Source organism: Solibacillus sp. NPDC093137, from assembly GCF_050280445.1.
Lineage (GTDB): Bacteria > Bacillota > Bacilli > Bacillales_A > Planococcaceae > Solibacillus > Solibacillus isronensis_B.
Map to the genome: position 1 here is coordinate 39,291 of NZ_JBNNVH010000006.1, position 14,461 is coordinate 53,751.

17 protein-coding genes are annotated in these 14,461 nt (G+C 38.4%); 9 read left to right on the forward strand and 8 right to left on the reverse strand.

The annotated features are described in order from the left end of the window. Nucleotides 1-71: 71 nt before the first annotated feature. The gene (locus tag ACQKN3_RS16530) at nt 72-182 is read left to right on the forward strand and encodes a YjcZ family sporulation protein (RefSeq protein WP_008406467.1); all 111 of its coding nucleotides are present in this window, start codon (nt 72-74) and stop codon (nt 180-182) included. A gap of 97 nt (nt 183-279) precedes the next feature. Here ACQKN3_RS16530 and ACQKN3_RS16535 read toward each other — a convergent pair whose 3' ends face one another. From ACQKN3_RS16535 to ACQKN3_RS16555, 5 genes are all read right to left on the reverse strand, one after another. Continuing rightward, nucleotides 280-465: a hypothetical protein gene (locus ACQKN3_RS16535; protein WP_079524475.1), complete on the reverse strand. Its 186-nt coding sequence runs from the start codon at nt 463-465 to the stop codon at nt 280-282. A 34-nt stretch (nt 466-499) separates the two neighbouring features. Next, the gene (locus ACQKN3_RS16540) at nt 500-1,039 is read right to left on the reverse strand and encodes a DUF3267 domain-containing protein (protein WP_251690392.1); all 540 of its coding nucleotides are present in this window, start codon (nt 1,037-1,039) and stop codon (nt 500-502) included. Between the two features lie 140 nt (nt 1,040-1,179). After that, the gene (locus tag ACQKN3_RS16545) at nt 1,180-1,743 is read right to left on the reverse strand and encodes an HTH-type transcriptional regulator Hpr (RefSeq protein ID WP_251690456.1); all 564 of its coding nucleotides are present in this window, start codon (nt 1,741-1,743) and stop codon (nt 1,180-1,182) included. Between the two features lie 183 nt (nt 1,744-1,926). Continuing rightward, nucleotides 1,927-2,295, reverse strand: coding sequence for a YtxH domain-containing protein (locus tag ACQKN3_RS16550; RefSeq protein WP_251690390.1), 369 nt, complete (start codon nt 2,293-2,295; stop codon nt 1,927-1,929). Between the two features lie 180 nt (nt 2,296-2,475). Next, complete coding sequence (locus ACQKN3_RS16555; RefSeq protein WP_427713351.1) at nt 2,476-2,895, reverse strand: HIT family protein; 420 nt, start codon at nt 2,893-2,895, stop codon at nt 2,476-2,478. Nucleotides 2,896-3,205: 310 nt separating this feature from the next. Between ACQKN3_RS16555 and ACQKN3_RS16560 the strand changes: the two genes are divergently transcribed. Together ACQKN3_RS16560 and ACQKN3_RS16565 are read left to right on the forward strand one after the other, a co-directional pair. Continuing rightward, entirely contained in the window at nt 3,206-3,955 is a 750-nt protein-coding gene (locus ACQKN3_RS16560) for an ABC transporter ATP-binding protein (RefSeq protein ID WP_251690388.1), read from the forward strand. Continuing rightward, nucleotides 3,939-5,117, forward strand: a complete 1,179-nt coding sequence (locus tag ACQKN3_RS16565; RefSeq protein ID WP_427713354.1) for an ABC transporter permease — start codon at nt 3,939-3,941, stop codon at nt 5,115-5,117. Before ACQKN3_RS16560 ends, ACQKN3_RS16565 begins: the two co-directional genes overlap by 17 nt. Nucleotides 5,118-5,181: 64 nt before the next feature. Here ACQKN3_RS16565 and ACQKN3_RS16570 read toward each other — a convergent pair whose 3' ends face one another. From ACQKN3_RS16570 to ACQKN3_RS16580, 3 genes are all read right to left on the reverse strand, one after another. After that, nucleotides 5,182-5,709: a chromate transporter gene (locus ACQKN3_RS16570; protein WP_014822746.1), complete on the reverse strand. Its 528-nt coding sequence runs from the start codon at nt 5,707-5,709 to the stop codon at nt 5,182-5,184. Then, entirely contained in the window at nt 5,706-6,257 is a 552-nt protein-coding gene (locus ACQKN3_RS16575; protein WP_251690382.1) for a chromate transporter, read from the reverse strand. The genes ACQKN3_RS16570 and ACQKN3_RS16575 overlap by 4 nt, the downstream gene beginning before the upstream one ends. 122 nt (nt 6,258-6,379) lie before the next feature. Further along, the gene (locus tag ACQKN3_RS16580; protein ID WP_251690380.1) at nt 6,380-6,886 is read right to left on the reverse strand and encodes a Target of RNAIII-activating protein; all 507 of its coding nucleotides are present in this window, start codon (nt 6,884-6,886) and stop codon (nt 6,380-6,382) included. Nucleotides 6,887-7,097: 211 nt separating this feature from the next. Here ACQKN3_RS16580 and hemE point away from each other — a divergent pair, with 211 nt between their 5' ends. The 6 genes from hemE (at nt 7,098) to ACQKN3_RS16610 (ending at nt 14,418) form a co-directional block, all read left to right on the forward strand. Next, nucleotides 7,098-8,159, forward strand: a complete 1,062-nt coding sequence (gene hemE, locus ACQKN3_RS16585; protein ID WP_251690378.1) for a uroporphyrinogen decarboxylase — start codon at nt 7,098-7,100, stop codon at nt 8,157-8,159. A 242-nt stretch (nt 8,160-8,401) separates the two neighbouring features. Then, complete coding sequence (gene hemH, locus ACQKN3_RS16590) at nt 8,402-9,334, forward strand: ferrochelatase (protein ID WP_427713358.1); 933 nt, start codon at nt 8,402-8,404, stop codon at nt 9,332-9,334. A gap of 12 nt (nt 9,335-9,346) precedes the next feature. Next, on the forward strand, nt 9,347-10,780 hold the full coding sequence (gene hemY / locus ACQKN3_RS16595; RefSeq protein WP_427713361.1) for a protoporphyrinogen oxidase: 1,434 nt from the start codon (nt 9,347-9,349) through the stop codon (nt 10,778-10,780). Between the two features lie 209 nt (nt 10,781-10,989). After that, nucleotides 10,990-11,481 carry a FixH family protein gene (locus ACQKN3_RS16600; RefSeq protein WP_427713364.1) on the forward strand — a complete coding sequence of 164 codons (492 nt, stop codon included), beginning with the start codon at nt 10,990-10,992 and terminating at the stop codon, nt 11,479-11,481. 85 nt (nt 11,482-11,566) lie between these two features. Further along, nucleotides 11,567-12,142, forward strand: coding sequence for a TetR/AcrR family transcriptional regulator (locus tag ACQKN3_RS16605; protein WP_427713367.1), 576 nt, complete (start codon nt 11,567-11,569; stop codon nt 12,140-12,142). 89 nt (nt 12,143-12,231) lie between these two features. Next, nucleotides 12,232-14,418: a YhgE/Pip family protein gene (locus ACQKN3_RS16610; protein WP_427713370.1), complete on the forward strand. Its 2,187-nt coding sequence runs from the start codon at nt 12,232-12,234 to the stop codon at nt 14,416-14,418. The last annotated feature ends 43 nt before the right edge of the window (nt 14,419-14,461 follow it).

Genomic DNA, 14,461 nt, shown 5'->3' on the forward strand with positions numbered 1-14,461 from the left:
TGAAGAGTGCCTAAGTTTTGTATCAACAGGTGCATACGATATTGAGAGAAAGAGAGAAGGGAGGTGGCAATATGGGTGGCGGAGGTTACAATGGCGGCGGCTCAGGCTACGGCTCTGGCTTTGCTTTATTAGTTGTGTTGTTTATCTTATTAATTATTGTAGGTGCAGCATTCATCTACTAAGAAAGAAAGGTGTGTTAAAAGTCTTTACGACTTTTAACACACCTTTTCTAATTATTAAAGTATGGACAAAAAAATTATTACATAAATAAAATTTTTTTTAAACGGCAAGCAGTACTTCAACGTACATGCTTACAAGTAAAATTGTAATCAGTACATTAATCGTACGGAAAATTTTTGGCTGTTTTTCTTCTGGAATTTCACGTCGACTGCATAGCGCCGCAGTCATTCGATTTATTTGGAATAAGTATATTACTGAGAATAAGATTACAACAAGTAGTAACAAATTTATTCCTCCCCTCTAAAGCATCAATAAAAACCTAAATATCAAGCGGAACTAAAATTTCATAACCTCTTGGCGTTTCTTCAATTATAGCATTGTTTGGTGCATACATTAAATTTTTCACATATAAAAAATCCATAAGACATATACAGCAGTGAAATGCGAGCAAACCACTGAAATAATGCGCATATTCAGGATAGTAAATGCCCCCAGCGATCAATGCAGCATTAATAACGATAAAAGGTGTTACGAGTGCAAAAAGGTAAGACTTTTTTGGAATGCCGTTTTGCAGGCGCATCCGGACAACCGGCATGAGATGTTGAATTTTAAAGCGAATGACGAGTGATTTTCTATGTTGAAACAGAGCGAAATAATGTATTAATTTATGCATAGGATAAATAAAAGGTATTACTAATAAAACTAACCATAAATGTCGATCGATATGCTTACCGTTAAAATTAAAACTAAATGCAATGTATGAAAAGCAAAATACAAGGACGAAAAGAGTGATTGCCAATAATACAAGTCTTCCCGTACCATACTCTCGCTCAATGTTGATCGTTTTCCAACAATGCATGTGAGCCCCCCTAAAACATTATGGAAAAGGACGTATAATGCTTTTCCATTAACGAAACATTATTAAACATAAAACTAACTATAATAAATAAAAAAAGAAATGTCATCAATTTAAATTGGCGACATTTCTTACTGGGAGTTTTATAAAGTTGTAGTGATTGATGGCTTACCTTTGTCATCAATTGTTTCTTTAAAGTTAAAGAAAGAACGTTCAAATATTTCGATGAAGTCATCCCCGTAAATATTGCGAATAACAGCCATTACATCTAAAAACTCAGGGAAACGTCCGTATAGTTCTTTTAATGGCAATGCGCCTGTTAAAATCGTATGTTCTGTATCGTGATAATGATCGTACATACGTAGAATGAGTTCTGCGCCTTTATCAGTTAACTCAACATATGTATTACGTTTGTCTTCATCACGTTTTGAGAAAGTTAGTAATCCACGTTCTTCTAATTTTTTTGAAAAGTTGAAAGCGGTAGATACATGCATGACACCAAATTTAGCTACATCTGAAATGGAGGCACCTTTCAAATGATATGAAATCCATAAAATATGGTGTTCATTAATATTTAAATCAAAAGGTTTAATCCATGTTTGCCAATCTTTTTCGATAGCTTTCCATAGTGCTTTCGAAAGTTGTGCGACTCTTTGGCTAAATAACATAGCCTCTCGTTGTGAGTATAAATCTTCTGTCAAAGCAATCACCTTCTTCTTTCATTTACATTTTAAAATTATTATAGCAATAAAAGAAAAGAGTTTAAAGTTAGAAAAATGGAATAATTCAACATTGGTTGATTTATGCTATAAAAAGATAATTTTGGGATTAAATTGACCGTTTTCAAACTTTAATGTAGTTCTAAAGTTATATTGGTGAATCGCTGTTCATTACTCATTATTTCTATTTGAAGGTATATTTTTCTCGATTTCACTTATAGAATTCTGTAATTTCTCGATTTCTTGTTTTAAATTTATTGCTTCCGGTTCTATCTGGGTTTTGAAATTTGCGAAATTATCCTTTAATTCATTTACTATACTAGGCATACTATTTTGTACTTCTGCCTTTAAAGTTGTAATCGATTGCTTGACGTTATTTAGTTCATGTTGTACGTCTTGGAGCTTTGATGTGGCCTTTTTAGTATTCTCCAATAAGTTTTGTCGTAAAGCTGTCCCTGATTGCGGTGCTGTAAATAAAATAACAGCCGCACCGCCAACGATGCCAGTTGTAATACCTAGTAAAAATGATTTTGCTTTCATATTGATAACCTCACTTTATTTATATTTGTTATCCAAATCTTTTTCCAAATCCATGTTCCGATAAACATTGGAAAGATTGGGCGGGTAAGTAATAAAAGAAAAACCAGCATTTTCATAGATGAAAAAGATGCTGGCCATAGTCTCCTCATACACTCATGTAAATATAACTGATAGGAGCAATTATAAATGTGATTTAATTTCCTCAGAAAGTGTCGACAGCACATCTGGCGGGAATTCCTGTGAACGACCATTCCAGTTGACAACTAGTCCATCTTTTTCGTCATAACGTGGAACGAGATGCAGATGGTAATGGAAAACGGTTTGGCCTGCTTCAGCACCGTTATTATTAATCGTATTCATACCAGCCGGGTTAAAAGCAGCTTTAATGGCATTAGCCACTTTCGGGGCAGCAGCATATAAATTACGTGCTACTTCTTCTGACATTTCAAATAGATCTTTACAATGTGTTTTCGGGATTAACAGTGTATGGCCTTTTGTTAATGGGGCAATGTCCATGAAGGCAAAAGTATGCTCGTCCTCATAAACTTTAATACTTGGAATTTCACCGGCAATGATTTTGCAAAATAAGCAATCACTCATCTTATTTATCGCTCCTTTTTTATTTTTGATTTTCACCATTAGAAGTTAGAAAATAATGTTATTGTAAGTTATGTGGAGTACAGGGCGGCAATTTCCCTTGGAAAGCATCCGCCAACAATAAAAATCAACTGTACAACCCCAATTTATGGTGAAGATACTATTATTTTTCTTTATTCTATCATAGATTATTCGGAAAACTACTTTCTTATATGAAGGATTTACTTTTTGTTCTTTGAATTGAGTGTTGCATTCAGTGTTCAATTTTATTCGCTTTTGATAAACTAAATTTTAGAAAAGAGGAGTGACGACTGTGACAATTTTACAACTGCAAAATGTAACAGGTGGTTATACGAGAAAGCCTGTGATTCAAGATTTATCATTTGAAATTAACAAAGGAGAGCTCGTTGGATTAATCGGCCTTAACGGTGCTGGGAAAAGTACGACGATCAAGCATATTATTGGCACGCTCTTACCGCGCTCTGGAGAAATTCGTTTAAACGGTGTGACGTTAAAGGGAAATTTGGACAAGTACCGATCAAGCTTCTCCTATATTCCGGAAACACCCGTACTATATGAAGAATTAACATTAAAAGAACATTTACAATTAACGGCAATGGCCTATGGTTTAGATGAGAGAACATTGGAAGAACGCTCTGAAGTTTTATTGAAGGAATTCCGTATGGAAAAGCGATTAAATTGGTTCCCTTCGCACTTTTCTAAAGGGATGCGCCAGAAGGTAATGATTATGTGCGCATTTTTAGTCGATCCAAGTTTATATATTATCGATGAGCCGTTTGTCGGTTTAGACCCGCTCGGCATTCAGTCATTGCTTGATCAAATGGATGATAAAAAACGTGCAGGGGCATCGATTTTAATGTCGACACATATTTTATCGACTGCAGAAAAACATTGTGACCGCATCATCTTACTTCATGAAGGACGTGTTCGTGCACAAGGAACAATGAATGATTTGCGCAAAGCGTTCAATATGCCGACTGCGACACTGGATGATTTGTATATTGCAATGACAAAGGAGCAGGACAATGAACAGCATGCATAGTGTATGGGCTAAGCGCTTCGAGCATTACATTGGCGAAGTGATGAAGTATATGCGCTTCGTCTTTACAGGGCATATTGCGATTGTCCTTGTCTTTATCGCAGGGGCAGGGGGATATCAGTACAGTGAATGGCTGAAGGTCGTGCAGCCTGATTTTCCGGCAGAATGGCTCATTGCCCTTGTAATCGGGTTCTTAGTTGCATTAAGTAGACCTGTCACATTGCTGAAAGAACCCGATCAAGTATACTTATTGCCGCTAGAAAGCCAAATGCCGAACTATTTCAAAAAGGCGATGAACTGGACGTTTTGGTCACAGCTATTGTTGCCGGTCGTTCTGTATATTATAACGATTCCGTTATTGAAAGAAGTTACGACACTTAGCGTAGCTGAAATTTGGCTGACAGCTCTATTTATCGCGGTGCTGAAATTTATTAATGTGCGCGCCGAATTCAATTACCGTTATGCAAATCGTGGGAATGCCATTGTACTCGACCGATTTGTGCGGGCGATCGTGTCGATTATCGGGATTCAAATGACATTGACAGACGGTTTGCTGGGCATCGTATTTCTTATTATGATGGCTTATTATACATTTACATTGAAGAAAAAAGTGCAGGACAATCCAGTGCCTTACGAACATTTTATTAAGCTTGAGCAAAACCGCATGATGCGTTTTTACCGTTTTGCCAACTACTTCACAGATGTCCCGCATTTAAAGGGCTCTGTAAAACGTCGTGCATGGCTGGATATTGCGTATAAAGCAATCAGCTATAAAAAGGAAAATACACAGGCATATTTAATTTACCGCACGTTTATCCGTACAGATGACCATTTTTATTTATGGGTACGGTTAACGGCGATTTCAGCTGTTATTGCGATGTTTATTACGATTCCATTTGTAACTTGGATCGTTGCAGGAGCACTTGCATTTGCGACAACCCTTCAGCTTAAGTATGCCCTCATGTCAGCAGGGGATTTTCGGATGGACATGCTTTACCCGATCCCTCGCGATACGAGAAAACAGGCTGTCGCAAAACTGCTTCGTCAACTAAGCATTGTACAGGCTATTATTGTGACACTTTGTGCAGTCATGCAGCCGCAGTTTTATTTCATTCCGATTGTCATTATTGCAGTCAGTGAACTGACGATGAGAATGTCAAAATAATAAATAGAATTGTACAACAAATAAGGCACCCATTTTCTAGAGCGAAAATGGGTGCCTATTATGTTTATAACAAGAATCCGCCAATTAATAATCCGGCGGCGATTACTATAATAGAAGGAACTTTGAATTTTTCCAGAGCAATATAGCTGCCGACAATCATTAAAATCGTTGGAATCAATTTATTTGATTCATAGGAAGACTTGGCGAAATCGAATGTTAATGTAATTAATAATACGGCAATTGCAGGTAATACAAAGCTTGATAACCGCATTACTTTAGGCGAATCTCTATATTTTTGTAGAAGATTCAAAAGTGTAATCATTAAAATCAGGGTGGGGGCTACTGTCGCAAATAACGCTATAATACTCCCTAAAATACCACCAACTTCAAAGCCGATATAACCCGCCATCTTCGTTGCGATAGGACCGGGCAATGAATTTGCCAAAGCAAGAAACTCACTGAATTCACTTTGGGTCATCCACTCATACCTGTCTACCACTTCATGTTCAATTAACGGGATTGAAGCAGGCCCGCCTCCGTATGCCAAAAGGTTCGGTATTAAAAATGCAATAAAAAGCTCCCAAAATATCATTGTTCTTTTCCTCCTTTATTGGGCAATGCCAGCGCCAATATTAAGAGGGAACCAATGATAATCCCAGGGTGAAGATCGAATAAAACAATCGTTATAAAACTGAACACGAAAATAATTGCGCTGATTTTTAGACCTAAAGCTTTATGCGATTTCTTTAAAAAGTCAAATGCATAAATCCCCATCATCACTGTCACAATGGGGATGACGCCATTAGACATGTTGTTGATAAAGTCAGAGTTACTGAATTGGTTTAATGAATTTAATAATAAAATAATTAATAGTACAGTAGGCATAACCGAAGCAAACAGAGCGTTAATTAATCCGAGAAAACCGCCTATACGGTAACCAATGTAGCCTGCCATCTTTGTAGCAATTGGACCAGGCAATGTGTTTCCAATCGATAACACATCAGAAAAGTCATCATCTGTCATAAGTTTATATTTTTCAACTACTTCTTTATGAAGCAATGGAATGATTGTCGGACCTCCCCCGAATCCAAGAATTCCTGAAACAAAGAAAGCTTTAAACAACTGAATTTGTATTTTCACATAATAACCGCCTTTTGTTTAGTGAGAAGCAGAATAGTTCGGAAAACGAAAGATTTTCTAAATATGTATTATTTTATATAAAAATGCTACGAAACACAATCGTAGCATTTTTTATAAAAGCATTATTCTTTTGAAGCTGCACTATATGTCGTAATATAGGATGATGAGTTAAACATCGACTGTAGCACTTGTGTCGTGCCTTCAAAGATAGGGGCAAATGAAGTCTTATACTCATTGCTGGCTTTCCAGACTTCATAAGAAGCAGGCCCGCCCCATTGAATAATAAATAAATAGGTTTCTGCTTTAATCGGACGCAGTAAACGATAGGCAATTACAGCGTCATTGGAGTTCAAAGCAGGGATGACATCAAGAGCTTTTTTCTCGAAAACCGGGCGCTCATCTGACATAATGGGCATATTGAAAAAAGTATAATAGCCCTTTTGTGTAAACTGTCCATCTTGAGCAATAACTTCAAACTTGCGGGGTACTGCGAAAATAGATTTGTTCTCTGTTTCATGCAACACCACTGAATTACCATTTCCGTGCAATAAAATTAAAGGGTGCTGTGGATTTTTTGTGATTAAATTTTCCATATAGTCAGGTGTTCCTGAAGTTACATAAAAATTCATATATACCGACCTCCTTACACTATTATTTCCATTTATAAAGATATTCAAGCCATTTGTCAAAAAGTTCTATAGCAGAAAAGACAAATTCATGACATTTATTGAAGAAATCTATACAATTATTTATGAAAAGTTTATAGTCGATGATGGATATCAATGACGTTTTTGAGTTATAAAATAAAAAAGAATTTACTTTAAGGGGTAGAAATCAAAAATGATGAAATTTAATGACACATTATTACGTGCTGCTCGCGGTGAGCAAGTTGAACATACACCAGTTTGGTTTATGCGCCAGGCAGGCCGTTCACAGCCAGAATATCGTGAAATAAAAGAAAAATATTCATTAGAAGAGATTACAATGCAGCCGGAGTTATGTGCATATGTGACGCGTTTACCTGTTGATCAATACAATGTAGATGCAGCGATTCTTTATAAAGATATTGTTACCCCTTTACCAGGAATGGGAATTGATGTAAAAATAAAAGCGGGAATCGGTCCGGTTATTTCAAATCCTATCCGTTCAGCAGCTGATGTAGAAAACTTACGTGATTTCAACGCACAAGAGCATACACCTTACGTGCTAGAGACAATTAAAATGTTAACGACAGAACAGTTAAATGTTCCGTTAATCGGTTTTGGCGGTGCTCCGTTTACGCTTGCGAGCTATATGATCGAAGGCGGCCCAAGCAAAAACTATGCTAAAACAAAATCATTCATGGTTTCACAGCCAAAAGCATGGTTTGCTTTAATGGAAAAACTGGCTGATATGATTATTGTGGATATTACAGCGCAAGTAGAAGCTGGTGCAAAGGCAATCCAAATTTTCGATTCTTGGGTTGGTGCATTAAATGTAGAAGATTACCGAATTTTTATCAAGCCGACGATGACACGCATTTTTGCTGAATTGCGCGCATTAAATGTACCGTTAATCCAATTTGGTGTAGGTGCATCGCATTTAGTAAAAGAATGGCATGACCTGCCAGTTGATGTAGTAGGTTTGGACTGGCGTTTACCGATCCGTGAAGCAGAATCTCGCGGCGTAACAAAAGCGGTACAAGGGAACTTGGATCCTACATTATTACTTGCTGACTGGAACGTAATCGAAGCACGAGCGAAAGATATTGTGGATCAAGGATTAGCGCATACAGGCGGACATATTTTCAACTTAGGCCACGGTGTCTTCCCAGAAGTAGATCCAGCTGTATTAAAACGACTAACAACATTTGTACACGAATACAGCCGCGAACAAATTGCAAAACGTTCAATACAACAATAAATTTAATTTGATTATTCACCGGTGAAGGTGAGAAAACTATATAGGTGAAAAGTTGATTGCAATGGAGGGGAGGCGACTCCAGCGGGAACAGTACGACGCCTGAGACTACAGGCTCTGGTTGTGTCCGCGGAAAACGTCCGACCCGGAATGTAAATCAACCCCTTATTAAGATGAAGAATGAAGAATCTTTAATAACTTACTAAAAAAGAAACGTGTTTAAAAACATGCAGAGGTGAACTTACATGAAAGAAGTACGCGGGTTATTAGTAATGGCTTATGGTACGCCATATAAAGAAGAAGATATCGAACGTTATTACACACATATTCGTCATGGCCGCAAACCGAGCCAGGAACATTTGGACGACTTAACAGAACGTTACCGTGCAATCGGCGGTATTTCTCCGCTTGCGAAAATGACGGAAGCACAAGCCCATGCATTATGTGCACGTTTGAACGAAGTACAGGACGAAGTGGAATATAAAGTATTTATCGGCTTAAAGCATATTGAACCATTTGTAGAAGATGCAGTAGAAGCAATGGTGAAAGAAGGAATCACTGAAGCGGTATCAATCGTTTTAGCACCACACTTCTCAACTTTCTCTATTAAATCGTACAATGGACGAGCAAAGGAAGCTGCTGAAAAATTAGGCGGTACGTTAAATATCACTTCTGTTGAAGCATGGTATGGCGAACCTAAATTCATTGAATTCTGGAAAAATGCCGTGAATGGCGAGTTGGCAAAAATGACAGAAGAAGAGCGCGCAAATGCGTGCTTAATCGTGTCCAACCACTCATTGCCGGAAAAAATTAAGCTTGCGGGCGATCCGTATGAAGAGCAGTTAATCGAAACAGCACGTTTAATTGAAGAGGCTTCTGATATTGTGAATGTTGAAGTAGGCTGGCAGTCAGCCGGACAAACACCAGAGCCATGGCTAGGACCGGATGTACAGGACTTAACGAAGGAATTATTTGAGCAAAAAGGTTATAAAGCATTCATCTATACACCAGTAGGATTTGTTACTGAGCATTTAGAAGTGCTATATGATAATGATATTGAGTGTAAAGTTGTTTGTGACGAAATCGGTGCAAGCTACTATCGCCCGACAATGCCAAATACACATCCTTTATTCATTGATGCAATGGTAGATGCTATCAATAAAAAATTAGCGAAATAGTAGAGAGTGATGATGAGGGTGACTTTAAAAAGGAACAAGGTTGTTATCGTTGGCGGTGGCATCACTGGTTTAACGACGGCATACTATTTACAGCAAAAAACGAAGGCGCATAATTTACCGATAGACATCGTGCTGATCGAAGCGTCACTACGTTTAGGTGGTAAAATCCATACAGTACGTCAAAATGGATATATTATCGAACGTGGGCCTGAATCGTTTTTTGATACAGGTAGCAGTGTCCGAAAGTTGGCACGTGATTTAAATATCGAACATGAGATGATTCAAAATAATTATGGTCGAACATTCATCGCAGTTGGTGGCAAGTTGCACCAAATTCCGAGTAATATCCTGCTCGGAGGGTCACCTAAAATCCTCCCGTTCATGAAATCGAATGTTCTATCTCTAATGGGGAAATTCCGCGCAGCAGGGGATTTGTTATTACCGAAATTACCGCATGCGGCAGACGAACCGATTAGTGAATTTTTCAATCGACGCTTTGGTAAAGAAGTTGTAGAAAATTTAGTTGAGCCGGTGTTGGCAGGTACATTTGCAGGTGATATCGACCATCTTAGCATGCAATCGATGTTCCCGCAGTTTTATCAGTTGGAAAAGGATTATCGCAGTTTGCTGCTCGGTATGAAAAAAACCGGTAAAGGTATTTACGCACTCGTTGACACTCCAGGTGAACTACATTATGAATCATTTGAAAACGGGCTGGAATCATTAATTGAAACTTTGGAAAATGCTTTAACCGATGTAACGATTTTAAAAGGTTTGAAAGTGAATTCCATTGAAAAAAATAATGATGATACTCATCTTATTGAATTGAATGATGGGACGTCCATTCAATCAAATAACATCATTGTAACGACACCGTTTAATGTAACGAAAAGAATTTTCCCGGACTCTGTAACAATGCAGCAAGTTCCGGATATGAATTATGCTACAATCGCAACGGTTACGATGGCATTTGAAAAAGGTTCGATGCAAAAATATGAAGATGCACTTAACTTCTTCGTTTCACGCAATAGTCATTTTGCCATTACAAGCTGTACGTGGAGTCACCGGAAATGGGATAATGTTTCCCCGGATGGCCATGAACTACTTAGGGTATACATTGGCCGTGTAGGGGATGAATCGATTGTAGAGCTCTCCGACAGTGAAATTGAAAAAATCGTATTGCAGGATTTGGAACGGGCGGTAGGTTTAGATGCCCAGCCATTGTTGACGACAGTTGCACGCTGGAAGGAAGCAATGCCTCAATATACAATTGGTCATGAGTCTCGTATGTCAACTATGAAAAAACAGTTTTATCAAGAGTTTCCGAATGTCTTATTAACAGGAAGCTCCTATGAGGGAATTAGTATTCCGGACTGTGTTTTACAAGGAAGAAATACAGCCGAGCAATTACTCAACCAGTTGGCCGAATCAAAATTAGCAATGTAACAATAATTCAATAGACTAGTTGAACGACATGCTGTATTAAAAGTGAACCGCTTTTAATGCAGCATTTCTCGTTTGAAGATTTTCCTAATGGTTCACAAATTTATCTTAATTATAGTAATGCATCTGTCCGGATTTTTTAGTACGCTAAGAAGGATGGAGAAAAGATTGAAATAAATTACATAATTATAGCAAGGATGGGAGATTTCACGATGAAAAAGTGGTTTTACAGTTTAGTTGCAGTACCTATTTTGTTAGTTGGGTGTGGGGATGATCCAAAAGTGGAAACACTTGATACTGCCGAGGTACCGGCAATTGTAGATGTACATATTCAAACGGCTGAACAATTGAATGCTGGGGAAACGATTCAGCTTGCGGCACGTGTGACTCAAGATGATGAAGCGGTAAATGATGCGAAAGAAGTGAAGTTTGAAGTATGGGAATCTGGCCTTCGCGATGAAGGGGAGATGCTGGACGGAGAACTGACAGAAGACGGAATCTATGTCGCTGACTATACGTTTGACCATGATGGCGTATACTATATGTTTGCCCATACGACGGCGCGCGGTATGCACGTGATGCCAAAGCAGGAGCTGATTGTCGGCAACCCAGATATGAGCAAAGTGCTGGAAGATACAAGTTCTAATTCGATGGAAAATGACGAAGAAATTACAGAAGAAAAAGAAGACGATCATAACCATTAAATATTGCAATATAAGAAAATGGGTGTATAATAGTGACTGAATGACCGAAGTGTTCATTTGGTCACTTTTTTGAGGAGGTGGATTTATGGATCGTCGACATGAAATTTTATTAGCTGCTACAAAATCTTTCACATTATTTGGATATAAAGCGACAACGATTGAACAAGTTGCTAAAATTGCAAATGTAGGAAAAGGGACTATTTATACTTTTTTTAAAAATAAAGAAGAGCTGTTTCAGGAAGTTGTATTCCATTTAATCGGTGAAATGAAGCGTGAAACAGATCAGCTAATCGATGCAAATGCGAGCTTTATGCAAAATGCCCATACAGCATTGATGAAAATGCTGCAATTCCGTGAGCGTCATTTACTGTTTGCCAAACTAATAGAAGAGGAAACAGCACTTGGAACTCCTGAAGTACAGCAGATGCTGTTGAAAATCGAGTTGGAAATCATTTCTTACGTCTCGATGCGTATTCGTAATGGCATTGCAAAAGATGAGGTTATTGACTGTAATCCTGAGCATGTGGCTTTTTTATTATTTAAATCGTATTTGGCTTTTATTGTAGACTGGCAGTTGACACATAAAGAACCACTCAACGAACAAGAAATTCTGACATTATTCAGCGAAACCATTTTCCGTGGTTTGGCAAAGAAAAAGTAGCAGTCACTTCCTGGTGAAGTGGTTTCTTTTTACCATGAAATGACCGAAAAACGATATTGGTCATATAGTTTTAGAAGGAGGAAATTAGTATGATAAAAGCAGAATGGCTGAAGATTTTTAAAACAAAGAAAATGCTTATTTCAGTTATTGCCGTTCTATTTGTTCCTGTTATGTACAGCGGGATGTTCTTATGGGCATTTTGGGATCCATATGCCAACTTAAAGGACTTGCCGGTTGCCGTTGTCAATGAAGACAAAGGTGCTGTGATGGATGTGGAAACAATGGAGCTAGGTCAAACATTGGTCGATAAGCTGATAGATAGCGAGCAATTCCGGTTTGAGGAAGTTGATGCAAAGGAAGCGGACCAAAAATTAAAGGATCAAAAATATTATATCTTAATTAAAATTCCGGAAAACTTCTCTGAACATGCAACTACATTATTAGATGAAGAACCACAAAAATTGGTTATTGATTATATTCCAAATGAAGGCTTCAACTTTTTAGGAGCACAAATTGGTGAAACTGCAATGGATCGCATAAAAGCGGAAGTAAATACGCAAGTTTCAGCAACATATGCAGAAAAATTATTTGATTCCATTACGCAGCTTGGTGACGGTTTTACCGAGGCAGCAGATGGAGCAGGGGAACTGGATGAAGGTGCCGCGAAGCTGGCGGATGGCGCTGATGAGCTGAAAGGCTATTTAGAACAATTGGCATCAAGCTCTGTTCAATTATCTGATGGTACGGACGCTTTAGTTGCCGGTGCTAAAAATGCTGCGAAAGGTGCTGCCGATCTGGCGGCAGGTGTAGCAAAAATTGCGGATGGCAGCAGCCAACTTGAAACAGGAGCAAAATCTGCAGCAGATGGCGCCAATACATTGCAGCAAGGTATTGAAAGCTATACGGGTGGTGTTGCACAAGTAGCAAACGGACAAAAGGACATCACATCCGGTCAGGCAAGCTTAGCTGAAAATCTGAAATTATTAACACAAGGTACAGCGAATATCGATGACAAAGTAAAAGCGCTCGCAGATGGTTCAGCTAATGTAGCAGGCGGTATGGATCAATTGGCGGGTCAACTTGAAGCGATATTACCAATGTTGCCTGAAGAAAATCAAGCAGCATTAAAAGCCGCACTAGGGCAACTGCAAGAAGGCAGTAAACAAGTAAGTGGCGGTTTAAGTCAGCTGCACGCAGGAACAAACGGATTGGACGATAAAATTGCGGCAATCAGTGATGGTGCAAGTAAATTAAATGCAGGGCAACAACAAGTAACAGCAGGTGTTGCACAATTACAGCAAAATTCAGCACAGCTAATAGAGGGTGCCAATTCATTAGCACAAGGCAATACAACAATCGCCGGAAAACTAAATGAACTAACAGCAGGCGCATCAAGTGCTGCAACAGGTGCCAACACATTAGCGCAAGGTTTGAACACATTAGTTGATGGTTCGAATAAATTATATGACGGTACTAGCTTATTGGCAGAAAAGTCAGGTGAGTTGGCACAAGGTTCTACTACTTTAGCGGATGGCACGAAAGAATTGAAGGATGGTACGACAACTTTATCTGAAAAATTGGCGGAAGCAGGCGAAAAAGCCGCTGTAAATCCGACTGAAGATACGTATAATATGGTCGGTTCTCCAGTAGAAGTCGAAAAAGATTCCGTAAACCATGTACCGAATTATGGTACAGGTTTTGCACCATACTTTATTTCTTTAGGATTATTCGTCGGGGCATTATTAATTTCGATTGTATTCCCATTAGTTGAACCAGCCATTATTCCGAAAAACAGTTCAAGCTGGTTTGTAAGTAAAGTAACTGTATTAATCGGTGTTGGATTGGTGCAGTCATTTATAACGATTGCAATTGTCGTTTGGGGACTTGGACTTGAGGTAAATAATATGCCGCAGTTCATACTGACAACAATTATAACTAGCTTTACATTTTTAGCTATGGTTCAATTGCTTGTATCTGTGTTTGGTGATCCAGGACGATTTATTGCCATCGTCGTGTTGATTCTTCAATTAACAACAAGTGCAGGGACATTCCCGATTGAGCTAGTACCAGAGCAATTGCATTTCTTCAATAAAATTTTACCGATGACATTCTCTGTACAAGGCTTCAAAGCAGCCATTTCAACTGGTGATACATCATTCCTATTGTTCAACTGGTCAATTTTAGGTGCAGTTATGATTTCATGCTTAGCAATCACGTTCGGTTATTTTGCATTGCTTTATAAAAAACGTTATTCAAATCAACAAACAGAACTATAAAAAGAAAAAGCATGGACTCGGGTTTTCCGTTGAGTCCATGCTT